General features: G+C 70.9%; 16 protein-coding genes. 8 read left to right on the plus strand and 8 right to left on the minus strand.

The features are described 5' to 3' along the window. The first annotated feature begins 108 nt into the window (after positions 1-108). Together ABZT02_RS01565 and ABZT02_RS01570 are read left to right on the plus strand one after the other, a co-directional pair. On the plus strand, positions 109-921 hold the full coding sequence (locus ABZT02_RS01565; protein WP_356013079.1) for an inositol monophosphatase: 813 nt from the start codon (positions 109-111) through the stop codon (positions 919-921). Further along, positions 918-1,625: an NAD(P)-binding domain-containing protein gene (locus ABZT02_RS01570; protein ID WP_356013667.1), complete on the plus strand. Its 708-nt coding sequence runs from the start codon at positions 918-920 to the stop codon at positions 1,623-1,625. The genes ABZT02_RS01565 and ABZT02_RS01570 overlap by 4 nt, the downstream gene beginning before the upstream one ends. A 61-nt stretch (positions 1,626-1,686) precedes the next feature. On the opposite strand, the gene ABZT02_RS01575 is transcribed toward ABZT02_RS01570, so the two are convergent. Further along, positions 1,687-1,905 carry a hypothetical protein gene (locus ABZT02_RS01575; RefSeq protein WP_356013081.1) on the minus strand — a complete coding sequence of 73 codons (219 nt, stop codon included), beginning with the start codon at positions 1,903-1,905 and terminating at the stop codon, positions 1,687-1,689. A gap of 307 nt (positions 1,906-2,212) precedes the next feature. Further along, the gene (locus ABZT02_RS01580; protein ID WP_356013670.1) at positions 2,213-2,884 is read right to left on the minus strand and encodes a lytic polysaccharide monooxygenase auxiliary activity family 9 protein; all 672 of its coding nucleotides are present in this window, start codon (positions 2,882-2,884) and stop codon (positions 2,213-2,215) included. A gap of 244 nt (positions 2,885-3,128) precedes the next feature. On the opposite strand from ABZT02_RS01580, the gene ABZT02_RS01585 reads away from it, so the two are divergent. Beyond that, the gene (locus tag ABZT02_RS01585) at positions 3,129-4,172 is read left to right on the plus strand and encodes a LacI family DNA-binding transcriptional regulator (RefSeq protein ID WP_356013083.1); all 1,044 of its coding nucleotides are present in this window, start codon (positions 3,129-3,131) and stop codon (positions 4,170-4,172) included. On the opposite strand, the gene ABZT02_RS01590 is transcribed toward ABZT02_RS01585, so the two are convergent. Continuing rightward, positions 4,137-8,060: a glycosyl hydrolase gene (locus tag ABZT02_RS01590; RefSeq protein ID WP_356013085.1), complete on the minus strand. Its 3,924-nt coding sequence runs from the start codon at positions 8,058-8,060 to the stop codon at positions 4,137-4,139. The genes ABZT02_RS01585 and ABZT02_RS01590 overlap by 36 nt on opposite strands. A 242-nt stretch (positions 8,061-8,302) precedes the next feature. On the opposite strand from ABZT02_RS01590, the gene ABZT02_RS01595 reads away from it, so the two are divergent. Further along, a complete protein-coding gene (locus ABZT02_RS01595) occupies positions 8,303-9,601 on the plus strand; it encodes an MFS transporter (protein WP_356013087.1) in 1,299 nt (432 codons plus the stop codon). 25 nt (positions 9,602-9,626) lie between these two features. Then, a complete protein-coding gene (locus ABZT02_RS01600; protein WP_356013088.1) occupies positions 9,627-11,099 on the plus strand; it encodes an L-fucose/L-arabinose isomerase family protein in 1,473 nt (490 codons plus the stop codon). A 97-nt stretch (positions 11,100-11,196) separates the two neighbouring features. Here the strand turns inward: ABZT02_RS01600 and ABZT02_RS01605 are convergent, their stop codons facing one another. The 3 genes from ABZT02_RS01605 to ABZT02_RS01615 all read right to left on the minus strand — a co-directional run bounded on the left by ABZT02_RS01605 (position 11,197) and on the right by ABZT02_RS01615 (position 13,774). Further along, positions 11,197-11,667, minus strand: a complete 471-nt coding sequence (locus ABZT02_RS01605; RefSeq protein WP_356013090.1) for a carboxymuconolactone decarboxylase family protein — start codon at positions 11,665-11,667, stop codon at positions 11,197-11,199. Between the two features lie 200 nt (positions 11,668-11,867). Continuing rightward, complete coding sequence (locus ABZT02_RS01610) at positions 11,868-12,569, minus strand: restriction endonuclease (RefSeq protein ID WP_356013093.1); 702 nt, start codon at positions 12,567-12,569, stop codon at positions 11,868-11,870. Between the two features lie 146 nt (positions 12,570-12,715). After that, positions 12,716-13,774: a cellulase family glycosylhydrolase gene (locus ABZT02_RS01615; protein WP_356013095.1), complete on the minus strand. Its 1,059-nt coding sequence runs from the start codon at positions 13,772-13,774 to the stop codon at positions 12,716-12,718. 148 nt (positions 13,775-13,922) lie between these two features. Here ABZT02_RS01615 and ABZT02_RS01620 point away from each other — a divergent pair, with 148 nt between their 5' ends. Genes ABZT02_RS01620 through ABZT02_RS01630 form a run of 3 tightly spaced genes read left to right on the plus strand, consistent with a single transcriptional unit; the run spans position 13,923 to position 16,858 of the window. After that, positions 13,923-14,999, plus strand: coding sequence for a LacI family DNA-binding transcriptional regulator (locus ABZT02_RS01620; protein ID WP_356013097.1), 1,077 nt, complete (start codon positions 13,923-13,925; stop codon positions 14,997-14,999). Further along, a complete protein-coding gene (locus ABZT02_RS01625) occupies positions 14,996-15,526 on the plus strand; it encodes an AAA family ATPase (RefSeq protein ID WP_356013099.1) in 531 nt (176 codons plus the stop codon). Before ABZT02_RS01620 ends, ABZT02_RS01625 begins: the two co-directional genes overlap by 4 nt. Before the next feature lie 33 nt (positions 15,527-15,559). Then, the gene (locus tag ABZT02_RS01630) at positions 15,560-16,858 is read left to right on the plus strand and encodes an MFS transporter (RefSeq protein WP_356013101.1); all 1,299 of its coding nucleotides are present in this window, start codon (positions 15,560-15,562) and stop codon (positions 16,856-16,858) included. Positions 16,859-16,863: 5 nt separating this feature from the next. On the opposite strand, the gene ABZT02_RS01635 is transcribed toward ABZT02_RS01630, so the two are convergent. Next, positions 16,864-17,874 carry an alcohol dehydrogenase catalytic domain-containing protein gene (locus ABZT02_RS01635; protein ID WP_356013103.1) on the minus strand — a complete coding sequence of 337 codons (1,011 nt, stop codon included), beginning with the start codon at positions 17,872-17,874 and terminating at the stop codon, positions 16,864-16,866. Further along, on the minus strand, positions 17,867-18,298 hold the full coding sequence (locus tag ABZT02_RS01640; RefSeq protein WP_356013105.1) for a tautomerase family protein: 432 nt from the start codon (positions 18,296-18,298) through the stop codon (positions 17,867-17,869). The genes ABZT02_RS01635 and ABZT02_RS01640 overlap by 8 nt, the downstream gene beginning before the upstream one ends. Positions 18,299-18,324 lie beyond the last annotated feature (26 nt).

Consider the following 18,324-nt stretch of genomic DNA (forward strand, 5'->3'; position numbering starts at 1 on the left):
CATGCACTTGTTGTTAATGGTGAGGGGGCCTACCTTCGAAGTGCGGGGGCGGACAAGCCGCCCCGCGGTAGAGCGAATCCCCTGTCGCATCCTTTTGAGGAGCCCGCCATGAGCACAGCCATGCCTTTCGCCGCCCACACGACGCTGATGTCCGACGTAACCACCGCCGTCGAGGCCGCCGGGCGCACCCTGCTCGACCGGTACACCCCGCACGCCCGGGGCGTGAGCCTGAGCGGGATCGTCGAGGAGATCGACGCCAACGACGACGCGGTGCTGGCGGTGCTGCGGGAGCCGCTGCTGCGGGCCCGGCCGGGATCGCAGTGGGCCGAGGACGAGCTGGCCGGGGGCGCGCTCCCGGCCGGGGAGTGGTGGGTCGTCGACCCCGCCGAGGGCAACATCAACCACGTCCACGGCATGCCCGACTGGGCCGTCACCGCCACGCTGGTCCGCGACAACCTGCCGGTGCTCACCGTGGTCCACCTGCCGCTGACCGGTGACACCTACACCGCCGTCGCCGGTGGCGGTGCCCGCCTCAACGGCCTGCCCCTGAAGGTGTCCGCCAAGACCGACCTGGGCGCCGCGCTCGTCGGCACCGGCCAGGCCAAGCCCGGCGAGGACAAGGACACCTTCCGGCGGATCGGCGAGTCGGTCGCCGCCATGCTCACCGACGGACTCGTCGTGCGCGTGTCCGTGCCCGCCACGATGCAGCTCATCCACGTCGCCGCCGGACGCATGGACACGTTCTGGCAGTTCTCCGACGTCCGCTCCGGCCTGGTCGCCGGCGCCCTGCTGGTCTCCGAGGCCGGAGGCGTGGTCACCGACCTGGCGGGCGAGCCCTGGAACACGGGCAGCCGCGACTTCCTGGCCGCCGCTCCCGGCCTCCATGCCGCCGCGCTCGAAGTCCTCTCGCCGATCGTCTGACAGCGAAACGGACCGCCCTCGCTCTTCCCGCCCGACACCCGAAGGAGCATCACCTCATGACCAGCATCGGCATCCTGGGCGCCGGCCGCGTCGGCCGCAATCTCGCCCAGAAGCTCGCCGCGGGCGGACACCACGTCATCCTCGGCCGCCGACGCGAGGAGAACGAGGCCGTGCCGCCCGCCGAGGGCGCCCACCCCCGCGTCACCTACGCCGACCAGCGCACCACCGCCCGCACCGCGGACATCGTGATCAACGCGACACCCGGCGACAGCGCGTTGGAGCGCCTCACCGGCCTGCGCACCGAACTCGCCGGCAAGATCCTCGTCGACGTCTCCAACGCGACCCGCGACGCCGACGACGGCCTGCCCGGGGACCTCTGCTACCCCGGCAGCAGTCTCGCCGAGCACCTCCAGGCCGCCCTGCCCGACACCCGGGTGGTCAAGACCCTCAACACCATGCTGTTCATGGTCATGACCGCCCCGGAAACCCTGGCCACCCCGCCGACCGTCTATCTCTCGGGCAACGACGAGCAGGCGAAGAAGACGGTCACGGGACTGCTCGCCGACCTGGGCTGGCAGCCCGACCTGATCGAGGACCTCGGCGACATCACCACGGCCCGCGCCACCGAGGCCATGGTCCTGCTGGTGCCCCACATCCTGCGCAGACACGGCTTCCAGCCGTTCGCCGTCTCCCTCGCCCGCTGACGCCGCCGAGGAACACGACAGGCCCCGGATCATCGGATCCGGGGCCCGCGGCAGGTGTGGGTCAGTTCACGCCCACGTGGGCGTTGACGCCGAGCGCGACACCCTCGGCGCAGACGAGAGCGCCGGCGTCGGCGCAGACCTCGAGGTGCGCCACCTGGAGGTGGACACCCGCAGTGGTCGCGGCGGCGACACCACCGGAGACGTTGTCCAGGTCGGCGTCGTCGATCTCGGCGGCCTCGATGTGGGGGGTGACGTTCATGGCGCGCGGTTCCTTTCGCATGAGCAATCCTCAAGGAGGGGGGACACCGGATGGAAGCACGCCGGGCATGGACACGGCCAGTCAGCCGGACGTGCCCCACCCGACGGTCCCGTTCCCGGCTTCACCGACGTCGCGACATGGTCACCCGATCCACCGGTTCCTTCACAGGATGTGCTGCCGCGGTGCACGCCCCTTCATCGCTGTGCGGTTCCGAAGGCGGACACTCCACCACCAAAAAGCCCTGCGCGCGTGCGGCCATGACTACCCTTCGGTTTCCGCGTGGCCGACCGGTGAACGGTGTGCAGGTTCGCCGGTTTTTCGATGCGGCTCAGCCGAAGTCCACATCGCTGCACAGGAAGTACGTCTGGTCCATGTGGGACGCCTGCCAGATCGTGTAGAGAACGTGTCGGCCGCTGTAGCCGGAGGTGTTCACGTCGATCAGGTAGTTCTGGCTGGGCGCGTACCTTCCGGTCCGGGCGACCAGTTGGAGGTCGTCCCAGGTCAGCGGCTGGGTGGTGGGGTCGTAGCCCTGCCGCGTGACATAGACGAGGAAGTAGTCGGCGCCGTGGCTGGCCTGGTCGTGGAGGTGCACCGTGAAGTCGTCGGCGATGCTGCTCGTCTTCCAGGGGCCCACCGCGTCCAGGGAGTTGTACCGGCCGCCCTCGGTGCGGCCGCCGCTGCAGAGCTGCCCGTCGGGGACGACGGCCTCGAAGTCACCCGCGGAGCCGTTGCGGTACAGGCCGTTCCAGTTCCACATGGCGTTGGGGTTGTCCTGCCAGGCCTGCCAGCACATGGGGTCCTCCTGCGCCATGGCCGGGTTCTGGAAGTCGGAGCCCCAGCGCAGCCAGCAGCCGTAGTTGCGGGACGCCGGATCGACGACCGAGCCGTGGGCGACGGCCGTACCGCTCCAGGGGATCAGACAGAGGAGTACGGCGACGAGCGCGCTCAGGATCAGCTTGGGACCGCGCCCGCTACGTTTGACTTGATCATGACAAGCCATCATGCGTGCCTTCCGGGTGGGGGGACTCAACCGTTCGCGAGCGCGCCGTGGGAGCGCTCCCGCTGCCACCAACGTGCGCCTCACCCGTCCGGCCTGCAACATTCGATCGCGCCACTTTCAGGACTCCTCGGTTCCCGGGTGCGGAAAACGTTTTTTTCGCGCCCGGGGTAGACTTGCGGCGCCCATCTGGAGGAGCGTCCGAGGACCGCGTCCTTCCTGGTCGTATGGCTGCAACAGCGAGGGGGTGGACGCCATTTCGCTTCGCCCCGCCCGTATCCAGGACGTCGCGGCCGCCGCCGGGGTCTCGGTATCCACGGTGTCGAACGTCCTGAACCGGCCCGAGCGGGTCAACGCACGCACCGCCGAGCGGGTCCGTGACGCGGTCGCCGCCCTCGACTACGTCCCCCACCCGGGGGCCGCCGGTCTGCGCACCGGGCACTCGTCGTCGATCGGCCTGGTGCTGCCGGACGTCGCCAACTCCTTCTACTCACGCATCGCGCGCGGCGCCGCGGACGCGGCGTACGAACACGGCTACTCCCTCGTCCTGTGCGACAGCGGGGACGCGCCGGAGCGGGAGCAGGGCTACTTCACCATGCTCATCGAACAGCGGGCGGTCGGCGCGGTGGTGGTCCCGCTCAGCGCCGACCCCACCCGGCTGTCGCGGATGCGCGAGCGCGGTATCCCGCTCGTGCTGGCGGACCGTGCGATGCCCGCCCAGGAGGGCTGTTCGGTCTCCGTGGACGACATCGCGGGGGGCCGCATCGCCGTGCAGCACCTCCTCGACCGCGGGGCGCGCGACATCCTGGTGGTGAACGGTGAGCGCACGATCCGTCAGTGCGCCGACCGCTACCAGGGCGCCCGCCAGGCCGTACGCACCCGGCGCGAGGCCCGCCTCGGCCAGGTCGTCGCCGAGGAGATGACGGTGGCGTACGGCAGCGAGATAGCCCTCGGCCTCGACGAGCTGCCCGACGGCGTGTTCTGCACCAACGACTTCCTCGCGGCGGGGCTGTGCCGGGCGCTGGGCGAGCGCGGTGTGAAGGTCCCGGAGGACGTGCAGGTGGTCGGGTACGGCGACCTGGACATCGCGAGCTTCGTGGGCACGACACTGACGACGGTCCGTCAGCCGGTCGAGGAGCTCGGCCGGGCAGCCGTGGAGATGCTCCTGGACGAGGTGGAGGCCCGCGCGGAACACGCCCACGAGGCAAGGGTGTTCGCGCCGGGACTGGTCCTGCGGGACTCCACCGGGGCTTCCTCAGACGCGCCTTTCCAGCCTCACCGGCCCCAGTAGTCCCGAGGGAAGCTGGGAGGGGAAGGCCCAGGCGGTCGGCGTGGCCTCGGCGAGATACGGGGCCAGGGTGTTGTGGACGGTCACCTCGAGGCGGACGGTACGTCCGGCGGTGCCGCACAGTGCGAAGCGGTACGGCGCGCAGAACGCCTCACCGACGAGTTCACCGTCGACACGCACCTCGACGCTGCCGCGCACCCGCCCCAGATCCAGCACCGGGTCCGCCCCGGCCGGCACCTCCAGCGTCCGCGCGTAGGTCACGCCGCCGCTCCAGCCGCCCAGCCCCAGCTCACCCCACTCCCCCAGCGGCAGGGGCGCCGGAACCGTGCGCACCCGTACCGGTCCCCGCCAGGCGGAGCCACCGCGCAGAACGGCCGTGGGGGCGGTGACGACCTCGCACTCGGCCGCCTTGCCGAGTGGCTGGTCCAACCGCAACTCACTTCCTTCTAGCGGCAGTTCGGGTCCGCAGTCGATCCTCACCCGCCCGGGAAGCTCCAGGGGCAGGTCGAGTGACACGGTCCCCGCCGGCACGGTGAACCGGAAGCGCTGCCCGGCCTCCCGGAGATCGTCGGTGGACCGCAGCGGCAGTACGGCGGAGCCGAGTCGCGGGGCGCCGGCCAGCCACTCGGTCTCGGGCAGCGGGTGCGGCCGTACCGTGGCGCCACAGTGCTGCAACTCCCCCCAGCGGCCCTCGTGTTCGACGGTCGGCCCGTGCCACTCCCCTGTCCGGGCCTCCCAACCGGGGCCGCTGACCAGGGCGGTCGTGTCCGCCACGAGGTCGACGTAGATCCCGTCCCGCGCATCGACGCTGTCGGCCACGACGTCGAGGACGTGATCGCCACCGCCCAGGGTCAGTTCGTGGCGGAAGAACATCGGTACCGCGCCCCAGTCGGACTCGTAGTACTCCGCCTTCTCCTGCCGTGCCACGACCGTTCCGTCCAGCAGGACGGTCACGCCCACCGCGGCGCCCACGACGAGGACCGCGGCCGCGCCCTGGTCCGGGGCACTGATCCGGCCGCGGTAGGTCACACTGCCGTCCGGTCGTACGCCGTCGGGCAGACGCATGAACAGCGGGCGTGGCACGAACCCGTCCGGGTGGGAGAGGCAGAAATAGCTGCCCAGCGGGGTGTCGGCGGTGCCCGAGATGGTCTGCGGCCGGTCCTGCGCGTCGGACAGTTCGTACTCCAGCACGTTGCGGGACCGTTCGACCTCCACCCGGGCCGACGCCAGACAGCCGCCGCCCGTCTCCAGTCGACTGCCGTTCCACCACACGCGTTTGACCGCCGCCGCACCGACATGCAGGTCGGCAGGTCCTCGATGGTCGGTCTCCACGACGGCCCTGACCCGGGCGGCCGTCCCGCTCACGGGCACCGGGACTCGTACGAACTCCTCCGGCACCAGACCCTTGTTGCCGAGCAGACCGGCGGGGTCCGGGATGCCACGACTCGACGAGTACAGCGACACACCCCAGTCGGCGGAAGCCAACTCCCGCTTCCCCGCGAGGACTTGTTCGACGGCGGCACGGTCCAGAGGCGCCGGGGCCTGCGCGGAGGGCACGGGCGGCAGGACGCGGACGCGGTTGCCGTAGGTCGCCCGTGCCGGTTCCCAGGAGTCCTCGGACTCGGTCCACCGCATGGTCCAGATCTGCGGTTCGGTGAGGGAGGCTCCGGCGGGCAGGGCAAGGTCGCCCCAGGTGTTGTCCAGGGTGGGAACAAGGCGGCCCTCCCAGCCCGTCGACAGGTCGACGGACTCGGTCGGCTCCGTGAGGGACGGGGACACCGCGTGCGCCGGAGGGCCTTCGCGCCAGACGACGAGGGCGGCGGGAGCACCCTCCAGCGGCACCTCGATGGTCGAGACGCCGTCGGTGACGGTGACCTGAGCCGGGCGGCGGGTGCCCGTCGCCGGGTTCCAGACCTCGGCCTCGGCGACCGCGGCCCGCACGGTGACCGAGGAGGTCCGGGCGTACCGCGCGGGATCGATCTCGTGGTGGTCCCTCGGCGGATGCGTACGGGCGTCGGGGAACGCCCCCGTGACCAGCGCGACCGCCCCGTCGCCCTTCCTCCTGACGAGCAGCGGCACCTCCCCCGTCGCATATCCGGCGGCGTCGGCCACCGCCGCCCCACCGGCCTCGGCGTCGGCCACCCGCTCCAGGCGGGGATGGTCCAGCAGCGCGGCCACGACGGAGTCGTCACCGGCGAGCCCGGCCGCCTGTGTCGGCGGGCGGCCGACGACCACGACCCGGCCTCCGGCGTCGAGGAGTTCGGCCAGTCGGCGGGCCGTCTCGTGCTCCAGGACGCTCGCCGAGGGCAGCAGGACCGCGGTGTACGCAAGCTCCCTGATGCGCAGGGCCCCGTCTCCGGCCTTGGCGCCCTGCACGGAGGCGTCGTCGATGACGTCGAAGGAGACACGGTGGCGGTCGAGGGAGCCGACAGTGGGCCCGAGCCAGTTGTTGGTGCCGCACAGCTCCAGGTAGTGACGCTGGGTCTCGTCGACGTCGGCGTGGGCCCCGCCGAGGCGGCCGTCGCCGAAGTGCTGGACAGGGGCGTCCAGGGGGATGAGGGACTGCATGGTGGCGGTGGGGTACAGGACCGCGACGTCGGCGCTGTAGGTGCCCCAGGACAGGATCGAGCAGATCCGTGCGACGGCCCGGGAGAAGGCGGGGTACTGCCGCCAGTAGGGCTGGCGCCAGTCCGTGGACGGGGGCGCCCACTCGAACCAGCCGCCCGCGGTGCCGAAATAACTGGCGTGCGGGTTGTACAGGTTGGCGCCGCTGCGCAGGAACGGCAGCAGCCAGTCGTAGGTCTCCTCCAGCGTGCCGCCCCAGCCGGAGGAGTGGAACGACTCGATCCAGACGCGCTCGTGGCCGTAGAGGTGGGCCATCGAGGAATGGACCTTGGCGTCGCCGTGGTGGTCGCTGCCGGCGGCGCTGTACCAGCGGTGGGTGCGGAAGTAGTCCGTGTAGAGCTGCGTCGACTGGGCCGGGAAGCCGGAGCGGGCGGGGTGGCTCTGGTCGCAGCCCAGGAGCAGGCCGCGCTCCTCGTGCCAGGCGGCGAGGGGGCGGAACAGGGCCTCCTCGGTGAGTTCGGCACGGACGGCGTAGTAGTCGGCGCGGATCTTCCGGGCCCGGGTGCTGTCGTCGCCGGTGAAGAGGGCGGGGAGGTGGTCGAGGAGGTCGTAGCCGCGCCGGGTCCGGAACTCCTCGGGGAAGCGGCCGGTCCAGGAGTTGGTGGCGGGCAGTTCGTCCTGGAAGCTGCCGGCGATGACGTTGCCCAGGTACTCGGGTACGCGACGGTCGTACTCGCGGTGGATGGCGTCGAACAGGCGACCGACGGCGGCGGGGCTCAGATAGTCGAAGGCCGTGGGGACGGCGAGGACCAGACGCACCTCGGTGCCGTCGGGGGCCTCGATCCGCGCCGGGCCGGTGACCGGCAGGCGTGCGCCGTCTCCGTCGTACGCCCCCAGCAGTGTCTCCGTGCCCCGCAACGCGACCGTGCCGCCCGAGACCACCGCCCGGCGCGAGCGCAGGGCGCGGCCCGCCGCCTCGGGGTGCCGCCGGGTGATGCCCCCCTGGACGTTGGCGCCGGAGAAGCCGATCTGGTCGTAGAACCACAGGCGCATGCCCAGGTCCCCGGCGAGCTCGCAGGCGTCCGTGAAGCGGGCCCACCACTCCTCGCCGAACCACACCGGGTCGTCGGTCCGGGCACCGAAGGTCGGGCCGGCCGGTGCCAGGTTGATCACCACGAGGTTGTGGACGCCCCCCTCCGCGAACCGGCGCAGCTGCCAGGCCATCCGGTCACGGGTGACCTTCGCGCCGGACCACCACCACAGCGGGGTGGGGCCGAAGTCCCGGGGCGGGTTGTCGAACAGTCGTTGCAAGGCTGGAGAGATCACGGATGGGTCCTTCCGACTGCGGCCCGGACGCTCTCACGGATCAAAAACGTTTTACGTCCGCCTCACCGTAGGACACTCCCACGACACCCACCAGATCTGCGGTTCCGTCAGCTCGAATCCACGGATGGCCGCATGACGTCTTGTTGGAACGTTTTTACCCTCATATAGTCGCTGGACATCGGCCGAGAACAGCGACGTCCCCCTCCGCTCGGACCCCCTCTCCCCCCAGACGGAGCCGCATCATGGCCCGAACCTCGCCTGCCCCGAACCAGCCGGAACCGCCCATCGAGAAGCGCCTGTGGAAGGTCGCGACCCTCTCCGGCATGGCGTCCTACCTCGATGCCGCGCTCATCGTGAGCATCGGCGTCAACCTGGCCATCTATCGCGACGCCTACGACATGGGCGTCTGGATGGCCGGTGCGATCAGCGCCATCGTGACCATCTGCATCGCCGTCGGTTCCCTGGTCGGCGGACGGCTCGCCGACGTCTTCGGCCGACGCCGCCTCTACAACCTGGACATCCTCTGCTACGCCCTCGGGGCGATCGTCATCACTCTGGCGCCCGACGACATCACCCTTCTGGTGGGTGTCCTCCTCGCCGGTCTCGCGGCCGGTGCCGACCTGCCGACGTCCCTGGCCGTGGTCTCGGACGCGGCCCCCGACCACGCCCGAGGGCGGCTCATCGCGTTCACGCAGGTCATGTGGATGATGGGCATCATCGTGGTGGTCTTCGTCGGCTTCGCCCTGTCGGACACGGGCATGCTCGGGGCCCGCCTCATCACCGGCCATCTGGCGGTCGCCGCACTCGTCACCTGGCATCTGCGCTCCAAGCTGGAACTGGCCACCGGTCCGGACCCGGAGCAGGACCGGGTCGCGGACGAGAAGCCACTCGCGGAGCAGGGTGTCGCGCTCAGGAACGTCTGGAGCCGTGCCGCCCTCGTGCCCATGCTCGCGACCTTCGCCTTCTACGTCACCTGGGGCCTGGGAGCCAACACCGTGGGCCAGTTCACGACGTATCTGCTGGTCACCGTCAGTGGCGCCTCGCAGAGCGTGGCAACCGGCATCAACCTGGCCTGTCTCCCGATCGGCCTGCTGCTGACGCTCGCCTTCGTCCGGATCGCCGACGGTCCGCGCCGCGACCAGATGTTCTACGTCACCACGGTCCTGCAGATCGCCGCCTTCGCGATCGCCGCGCTCACCGTGGGCACCATCGTCGGCTTCCTCGTCTTCTACCTCCTCTACCAACTGACCTATCCCTTCGCGGGTGAGGCCAACTACAAGGTGTGGTCGCAGCTGACGCTGCCCGCGGACACCCGGGGCACCACGCAGGGCATCACCTACGCCGTCTCGCGAGGGGTCTTCGCCGGCGTCGCGTTCGTCACGCCCGCGCTGCTCGACCGCAGTCCCAGCCTGTTGCTCTGGGTGATCACGGGCTGCATGGCGCTGTCGGCGTTGGCGGGCCTGTACATCGTGCGCGTCCTCGTTCCCCGCGCGTCCCCGGCCGCCACCGCTCCGGCGGACCTCAAGGTCGCGCAGGCCTGAACCGAATCCTGAAGGAGCGCCGACCATGGCGACGACCGAAACCCCCACGACGTTTGCCGGTGAACGGGAGTCAGGCCTGGGCGAATTGCTCCCGCCCGTGGTCCGGCGCCGGCCGCGGATCGGACTGGTGTCCGGCGGCCTCGGCACGTACTGGCCTCAGTTCCCGGGCCTGCTGCCCCAGTTGAAGCGGTCGGCCGCGTATGTCGCCGAGCGGCTGGGGCAGTTGGACGCGGAGGTGACGGACGCCGGGTTCGTCTCCGACGCGCAGGAGGGCGCGGCCGCCGCCGAGCAACTCAGGCGGGCCGACTGCGATCTGATCGTGCTGTTCCTGACGACCTATCTGACCTCGTCGATGGTGCTGCCGATCGCGCAGCGCACGAACACCCCGGTCCTGGTCGTCGACCTCCAGCCGTCCGAGCGGATGGACCACGCCTCCTTCGACACGGGCGACTGGCTGGCGTACTGCTCGCAGTGCTCCGTGCCGGAGGTCGGCAACGTCTTCCGGCGGGCCGGTGTCCCCTTCCGGTCGGTGTCGGGCTGGTTGCGGCAGGAGTCGGCGTGGCGGCGTATCGAGCGGTGGGTGCGGGCCGCGCACGTCCGGGCCGCGCTCCGGCACGCCCGGCACGGGCTGATGGGGCACGTGTACCCCGGGATGCTCGACGTGCAGACCGATCCGACGCTGCTGTCGGCGACGTTCGGCTCGCACGTCGAGGTGCTGGAGTTCGACGATCTGCGGCACCGGGTGGAGAAGGTGACGGAGGCCGAGACCCGGGAGCGGGTGGAACTCGCCCGGCGGATCTTCACCGTCGACGACAGCGTGGTCGACGAGGACTTCGCGTGGGGAGCGACCGTGTCGGTGGCTCTCGACCGGCTGGTGGAGGACTTCGGCCTCGACACCCTCGCGTACTACCACCGGGGACTCGACGGCGAGCAGTACGAGCGGCTCGGCGCCGGCATGATCCTGGGCGCCTCGCTGCTCACCGCCCGAGGTGTGCCCACGGCCGGTGAGTTCGAACTGCGCACCAGTCTGGCCCAGTTGGCCTCGCAGAGCGTCGGGGCCGGGGGCTCCTTCACCGAGATCCAGGCGCTGAACTTCGAGGACGGGGTGGTGGAGATGGGCCACGACGGGCCCGCCCACCTCGCCCTCAGCGCCCGCGATCCGCTGCTGCGCGGCCTCGGCGTCTATCACGGCAAGCGCGGCTGGGGTGTCAGCGTGGAGTTCGACGTCCGGCACGGCCCCGTGACCCTGCTGGGCCTGGGCCAGGACGCCGACGGCAGCCTGTCGTTCATCACGTCGCAGGGAACCGTCGTGCCGGGGCCGTTGCTGAAGATCGGCAACACCACCAGCAGGGTCGACTTCGGCCGGGATCCCGGCGAGTGGGTCGACGCGTGGAGCGCGACGGGGGTCGGACACCACTGGTCGCTGGCGGTGGGTCATCACGGCGCCGACTTCGGGGCCGCGGCGAGTCTGCTCGGGATCAATCACCGGGAGGTGTGACCCGGGTTCTCACGGGAGGGACCGGCGCGCTCGGGCGGACGGGCCGAGGCAGGGCCCGGGGTCTGCAGCCCCCGGGCCGGCCACCCGGTCGTCGGGCTCAGCCGAACTGGCCGACCACGTAGTCGCCGGCCGGCTGCTGGGTCATGACGTTCAGCCGGTTGAAGGCGTTGATGACGGCGATCAGGGAGACCAGGGCGAGGAGCTGGTCCTCGTCGTAGTGCTTGGCAGCGTTCTCCCAGACGTCGTCCGGGACCCCGGCCCCGTCGGCGAGGCGGGTGCCCCGTTCCGTCAGTTCCAGCGCGGCGCGCTCGGCCTCGGTGAAGACCTTGGCCTCTCGCCACGCCGCGACCATGTGGAGGCGCTGCGCGGTCTCGCCCGCGGCGGCGGCCTCCTTGGTGTGCATGTCGAGGCAGAACCCGCAGCCGTTGATCTGGCTCGCGCGGATCTTCACCAGTTCCTGGGTCGTCATCGGCAGTCCCGAGTCCGTGACCACCTTGCCCGCGGAGGCGAAGTGCTTCAGCAGCTTGCCGGCCAGCGGGCTGGCGAAGACGTCGAGTCGGGCTTCCATGGTGTGCTCCTTCGGCCGTTGTTGATGGCTACACACCTATGACTGAATGGCCCGGCGGATTGTGACAGCCGCAGATGTGACCTGCGTCTCCCCGGGGTCTGTCGTACGGGATGAGTTTGCGGCCGGCCGTGTGTGCCCTTCGCCCACGGCAACAGCCGGCCGCCCGGCGTTCTGATCCAGCACCGAGTCGCATCCGGGCTTCAGCCGCCGTACGCCTGCTTCCAGCGGGTCCGGTGCCTGGCGTCCCCCTGGCCCCGGCCGTTCACCCCGGCCACCGACATGAGGGAAGCCCCGTTGTTCCACAGGCCGAGGAGGTCGCGGTGCACGGCGAGGATGCCGTGCTGCACCGCGAAGCTCTCGGAGGGGCCGGTGAAACGTGATGTCGTCACGAACACGGCCACGTCGGCGCCGAAGTGCACCCGGGCGCCCAGCAGATCACGCAGCTCGCGGTTCGGAATCGCCCTGCTCGGTGCGTACCGTTTGCACTGGACGACCATCGTCCGGCCGTCCGGCAGCCGCCCGAGGACGTCGGCGCCGTTGTCGCCCGCACCGCCCACCCGGCGGACCTCCGTGCACCCGTCCCGCCGGCACAGCCCCGCGACCAGTTCCTCGAACTCGGTGCCCGTCATGACGTCCACCTCGGCCAGGGTCCGCCGGCCCGCCTGCACCGCGTCCTCCTCACGCCGGCGACGGTCCCGGCCGCGCAGCAGCCGGTCCGTCCGCCACAGCCGCAGGCCGACCGCCCCGGCGGCACCGACCAGCAGGAAACCCAACAGATACGGCCACACGCTCGTCCAGAACATCACCAGGAGGACCAGCGCCACCGCGCCGCCGCCCGCGCCCCACTGGATCCTGAGCACCCGCCGTCTGCGAGCGGCCGTACTCCGTCGACGCCTGGCCACGACGGCCTCCCCCCTGCGCTCCTACCTGAAAGTCTGAGCAGCCCACGGGGGCGTGAGAAGGGCGCGAGTCGGCCATGTCCGAACGGCCGACACACAAGCCGGCCGGCCGCGGCGCCTGAAGGCACGGCGACCGGCCGGGGAACAGGTCAGCCCTTGACGGGCTTGCCGCGTCCCCAGGCCCAGGCGAGGCGGTCGGCGCCGGACTGGTTGGTGGTCTGCAGCCACGGACGGTTGGCGGGGCCGACGAGCTTCTGCACCGAGTAGATGTCGTCGGTACGCAGGCCCGGCCAGTACACCGAGCCCATCTTCAGCTCGCGGAAGGTGTCGGTGACGGCCTGGATGAAGTTGACGAAGTTGTCGTCCGGGGTCTTCACGTTGTAGTTCAGGCCGGTCGTCATCGGCGCGCCGAACTCGTCCGCCACGGTGCGGTTCGCGCAGTCACCGATGCGTACCTTCAGGTCGGCGACCCACTCGTCGTAGGTGGCGTACGACTTCCAGAAGCCGTAGTGGTGCAGCGACAGGTAGGTGCCCTTCAGACGCGGGTCGGCGCACACCGTCGTGACGTGGTCGTTGTAGCCGGCGCCGCTGACGAAGACGCGGTTGCGGGGCACCGACTTGTAGGTGTCCAGCCACTTCGCGGCGATGTCGGCCCACTGGGCGTCGGTGTAGCCGTGCGGCTCGTTCATCGGCTCGAAGTAGACCCGTGAGTTGCCCTTGTAGGCCTTGACGACGGTGTTCCACATCGGCCAGTAGGTGGCCTCGTCGTCGATGAAGCCGTCCTTGCGGTCGCCCGTGCCCTCCCAGTAGGACACGATGACCTTGAAGCCGTGGGCCGTCGCGGCGTCTATGACGCCCCGGTACGACTTCCAGTAGGAGCCGTTGACGGTGTACGGGTTGATCGGCAGCCGGACGGTGTTGGCGCCGAGGTTCGCGCGGAACGCCGAGATGATGCGGCTCGCCTTGGTGTAGGTCTGGGCGTAGGTGTCGGAGGTCGACAGGCCCGACAGCTGGAGCTCGTCGTCGGCGAAGTTGTCGCGCGGGTCGGCCCAGTTGACGCCCTTGAACTGGGTCGTGTCGGTGGTCGGCGCGGCGGCGGAGGCGGGGCTGCCGGTGAGGGTGGCGCCGCTGACCGCGGCGATCGCGACGGCGACGAGCGAGGCACGTAGCCTCGAGGCGCGACGGGTGCTGACGGGGGTCTTGCGCATCGACCAAACCCTTTCGGAACGACAGCATGTTTACGTAAACATGGTGGCGCCGGAATCGTGGCATCCGTCTCGGCGACCGTCAAGGTTTCCCACACGTAACATCCGGTGCGACAGGCAACACGTTCGTGTGCGGACGGAGGAGGCAGCAGTGGTGGAGCGAGGAGGTTCCGGTGTCCCCGGAGGCCGGCGCAAGCAGCGCGTGTCCATGGCCGACGTGGCCAAGCTCGCGGGCGTCTCCTCGCAGACCGTCTCGCGGGTCTCCAACGGTCACCCCGGGGTGATCACGTCCACCCGCGAGCAGGTTTTGGCGGCGATGCGGGAACTGGGTTACCGACCCAACAGTGCCGCGCGGGCGCTGCGGTACGGCCAGTTCAACACCATCGGCGTGATCCTGTTCAGCCTGTCCTCCACGGGCAACAGCCGGACGGTGGAGGCGATCGCCACGCACGCGGCGGCCGAGGGGTACGCGATCACCCTGATCCCCATCGACGTCCCGACGCAGGACAACGTCCTCGGCGCCTTCACGCGCATGGGTGAGCTGGCCGTCGACGCCGTCATCGTCATCATGGAGATCCATCTCCTCGACACCGGAACAGTGCAGCTGCCGCCCGGGGTGCATGTCGTCGTGGTGGACTCCGACGCCGGCGACCGCTACAGCGTGGTCGACACCGATCAGACGGACGGCGCCCGCCAGGCCGTACAGCATCTGCTGGACCTGGGCCATCGGACCGTATGGCATGTGACCGGTCCGCAGGCCTCCTTCGCGGGGCAGCGGCGGGCCCAGGCCTGGCGTGCGGTGCTGCGGGAGGCCGGGCGGCCGGTGCCGCCCGCGCTGTACGGGGACTGGTCGGCCGAGTCCGGTTACGCGGCCGGGCTCGTGCTCGCCGAACCACCGGACTGCACGGCCGTGTTCGCCGCCAACGACCAGATGGCGTTGGGACTGCTGCGCGCGTTCCACGAGCGGGGGCTGTCCGTGCCGTACGACGTCAGCGTGGTCGGTTTCGACGACATTCCCGACGCGGCGTTCTTCGTGCCGCCGCTCACCACCGTCCACCAGGACTTCGCGGAGGTGGGGCACCGCTGCGTCCAGAAGGTGCTGCAACAGATCCGCGCGGGTGAGGGCGGACAGCCCGGCACCGATCTCGTCCCGACGCGGCTGGTGGTGAGGGGGAGCACGGCCCCACCGCATGAGCCCACTGTCGAGGAACGAGGAGGACGGCTGTGATCGTCTGGGTCAACGGGGCCTTCGGCAGCGGGAAGACCACGCTCGTGGAGGAACTGCGCCCGCGGTGGCCCGAGGCACTGGTCCTCGACCCGGAGATGGTCGGCTATCTGCTGCGGGAGATCGTGGACGTGCCGACCGGTGACTTCCAGGACCTTCCGCTGTGGCGGCGGCAGGTCGCGGATCTGGCCGTCGGCCTGGTCGCGGAGTACGGGCGCCCGCTTCTGGTTCCCATGACTCTGGTGAACCCGGGTTACCTGGACGAGATCTTCGGCGCCCTCAAGGACGCGGACGTCGTCGTCCACCACTTCTTCCTCAAGGTCGCGCCCGAGGTTTTGGTGCGCCGGATCGACGCACGGAGCTTCTTCCCCGACGACCCTGCCCGGGAGGAGCGGGTGCGGGCGTGGTGCAAGGCCCGTATCGAGGCGTGCACGGCCGCGGTCGACACCCTGCCCGGTGACACCGTGTTCCTCGACGGCGAGTCGACTCCGCGGGAACTGGCCGACCAGGTACTCGCCCACGTCGGTTGACCTTGCCCCAGGGGGAGCCCGCAGCCTCGCTCCATGAGGCGAGGAAAACGGGTACTGGTCGACGTCGGGCCGCTGCGAGTGCAGGAGTTCCGGCGTTTGTGGGCGGCCGGCATCGTCACCGCCCTCGGGGCTCAACTGACCGCGGTCGTCGTGCCGTTGCAGATCTACGAGTTCTCCGGTTCGTCGGCCTGCGTGGGTCTGGCCGGTCTCGTGGGCCTCGCCCCGATGGCCGCGGCGGCGCTGTGGGGAGGGGCGCTCGCCGACGTACGGGACCGGCGCCGGGTGCTGCTGACGACCACGACCGGCATCGGGGTGACGTCGTTGCTGCTGTGGGCGCAGGCATGGACGCATCTGCGGTCGGTCGGTGTGCTGCTCGTGCTGGTCGGTGCGCAGCAGGCCCTGTTCGGCGCCAACTCCACGGTGAGCAGGGCCGTGACACCGCGTCTGGTGCGGCCCGGCCTGCTTCCCGCCGCCAACGCGCTGCAGTCGGTGGTCCTCCTGTCGGCGGGGATCGCCGGGCCGCTGCTGGCCGGTGGTCTGCTCCCGGTCGTCGGAAGCGGGACGCTGTATCTGGCGGACGCCGTCGCCGTCTGCGCGACGGTGTGGGCGGTGTGGCGGCTGCCGACTCTGCCTGCGGTCGGCGGTGGCCGGCGTCCCCAGGACCCGGTCATACGGCAGATCACGGATGGCGTACGGTTTGTGACGCGGCATCAGATATTACTGACGGTCTATCTCTCCGACTTCGCCGCCCTGTCCCTCGGTCTGCCCACGGCACTCTTCCCGCAACTGGCGGCGCGGACCTTCCACCCGTCGGACATCGGGGTGCTGTACGCCGCCGTCTCGGCCGGTGGGGTGCTGGCGGGGTTGTTCTCCGGGGCCTTCACGCGCGTCCGTCGGCACGGTGTCGCGGTGGCGGTGTCGGTCGGGGTGTGGGGGCTGGCGGTGGCGGGGTTCGGGTCGGCACGCTCGCTGGCCGCCGCGGTGGCGTGGCTGCTGCCGGCCGGCGGCGCACTCCTGGCGCTGGGCGTCTTCCGGAAGACGGTCCTGCAGACGGCTGTTCCCGACGGGATGCGCGGCCGGCTCCAGGGGATCGACACGGTGGTGGCCGTCGGAGGGCCACGGCTGGGCGACCTCCTGCACGGCACGGTCGGCGCCGCCCTCGGTGTCACGTGGACCGTGACGGGCGGCGGCGTCCTGACCGTCGTGGCGGCGATCGCCCTCCTCCTGTTCTTCCCCGGGTTCCGGCGTCATCGGGCACCGGCCGAGGGCGAACAGGAGGCGCTCGGCTCGAGGTCGTCCGCCTGTCCCCGGCCTCGACAGCGGTCGGGGTAGCCGGGTCAGACGTCGGCCCGGACGAAGACCGGCTTGGTGTGCTTCTCGGGGAGCGCGGTCGGGAGCTCCTCCCAGTCGATGACGTGGGAGACCACCTTCTCCGGTGTGACCTTGCCGGAGGCGGCGAGATCCAGGGCGTCGGGGAGGTGGGCGCGGACGTTGTCGCGGGCGACGCGCAGGGTGACGCCGGTGAGGTACATGTCGAGCAGGGGCAGTTCGCCGGGCCGGAAGTGGTTGCCGGCGCTCTCGCAGATCCCTTCCGGTGCAAGGCACTTGACGGCGAGCGCGAGTTGGTCGACCCGCCCGGTGGCCTCGACGGCGATGTCGTGACGCTGCGGGGCCAGCTCCAGGGTCTCGGCCGTCTCCGCACCGAACTCCCGGGCCAGTTCGCGGTGTTCGGCGTCGGGATCGACGTAGAGCACTTCGGAGGCGCCGAGCGCGCGGGCGATGTCGCACACGTAGAGGCCGATGCTGCCGCGGGCGACGACCAGGACGCGGGCGCCGGGGCGCTGCTTGAGGTGGGGGGCGATCAGGCGCCAGGCGAGGGACCAGTTGTCGCTGGCCGAGGCCATGGCGACCGGGTCGAGGCCGGTCGGCAGCGGGACCAGCATGGCGTCGGCGTACGGCACCCGGACCAGGTCGGAGAAGTGGCCGCCCCACTCGCCACCGATCGGGGCGCCGTACATCGCCATGTGCGGCACCGACTCGCAGTGCGCGGTCAATCCCGCCCGACAGCGCCCGCACGCACCGCAGTTGATGGACCACGGCACCACGACCAGGCCCCCGGGGGTCACGGCAGTGACGGCGTCGCCGGTCTCCACGACCCGGGCGACGCACTCGTGACCGAGGGCGAAGGGCGGCTCGATGAAGCCGTGCCCGGCGAGGATGGAGGAGTCGACGTCACAGGGCGTGGCGGCGACGGGTGCGACGATCGCCGCCCGGTCCGAGCCGAGCTTCGGGTCGGGCACCTCGCGCCACTCGACCGTGCGCCTGGCGACGTAGGTCAGCTCACGCATCGTTCCTCCCCTGCTGGGCGAGGGCCACGAGGTCGGCGTGGCGGATCACCGAGCCGCCCGCGCCCCAGGCCCCGTCGGGCTGCTCGTGGATCAGGACCCACACCCGCGGGGCCTCGTCAGCAGCGAGTCCGGCGGCGGCCAGGACGGTCTTCGTCGCCTCCTCGACCAGGCCGGCCTTGCGGCGCTCGGAGAGGGCGCCCTGCGGCACGGTGACCTCGACCAGGAAGCGCGGCGCGTTGTCCTCGGCGGTCCTCTGGGCGCCCTCGGGCAGTTCGACGAGGTAGCTCCACGCCTGAGCGCGGAAGAAGGCGGTGTCGGGGGCGCCCTCCCAGCGGAGCAGCACCGCGGCGAGGTCCTTCTGGACGCTGCCGCGCCCCTGTTCGGTCAGGGCACCGGCCGGGACGGTGAGACGGATCATCGGCATGGCATACCTCGCTCGGTTCCGTTCGG

The organism is Streptomyces sp. NPDC005402, from assembly GCF_040606575.1.
Classification (GTDB): Bacteria; Actinomycetota; Actinomycetes; order Streptomycetales; family Streptomycetaceae; genus Streptomyces.

What these genes read in the sequence shown, in the direction of transcription:
- ABZT02_RS01615 (WP_356013095.1), bottom strand. Translation starts at nt 13,774, where the DNA reads ATGCGCAAGACCCCCGTCAGCACCCGTCGCGCCTCGAGGCTACGTGCC.
- ABZT02_RS01635 (WP_356013103.1), bottom strand. Translation starts at nt 17,874, where the DNA reads ATGCGTGAGCTGACCTACGTCGCCAGGCGCACGGTCGAGTGGCGCGAG.
- ABZT02_RS01595 (WP_356013087.1), top strand. Translation starts at nt 8,303, where the DNA reads ATGGCCCGAACCTCGCCTGCCCCGAACCAGCCGGAACCGCCCATCGAG.
- ABZT02_RS01630 (WP_356013101.1), top strand. Translation starts at nt 15,560, where the DNA reads ATGAGGCGAGGAAAACGGGTACTGGTCGACGTCGGGCCGCTGCGAGTG.
- ABZT02_RS01575 (WP_356013081.1), bottom strand. Translation starts at nt 1,905, where the DNA reads ATGCGAAAGGAACCGCGCGCCATGAACGTCACCCCCCACATCGAGGCC.
- ABZT02_RS01565 (WP_356013079.1), top strand. Translation starts at nt 109, where the DNA reads ATGAGCACAGCCATGCCTTTCGCCGCCCACACGACGCTGATGTCCGAC.
- ABZT02_RS01580 (WP_356013670.1), bottom strand. Translation starts at nt 2,884, where the DNA reads ATGGCTTGTCATGATCAAGTCAAACGTAGCGGGCGCGGTCCCAAGCTG.
- ABZT02_RS01640 (WP_356013105.1), bottom strand. Translation starts at nt 18,298, where the DNA reads ATGCCGATGATCCGTCTCACCGTCCCGGCCGGTGCCCTGACCGAACAG.
- ABZT02_RS01605 (WP_356013090.1), bottom strand. Translation starts at nt 11,667, where the DNA reads ATGGAAGCCCGACTCGACGTCTTCGCCAGCCCGCTGGCCGGCAAGCTG.
- ABZT02_RS01600 (WP_356013088.1), top strand. Translation starts at nt 9,627, where the DNA reads ATGGCGACGACCGAAACCCCCACGACGTTTGCCGGTGAACGGGAGTCA.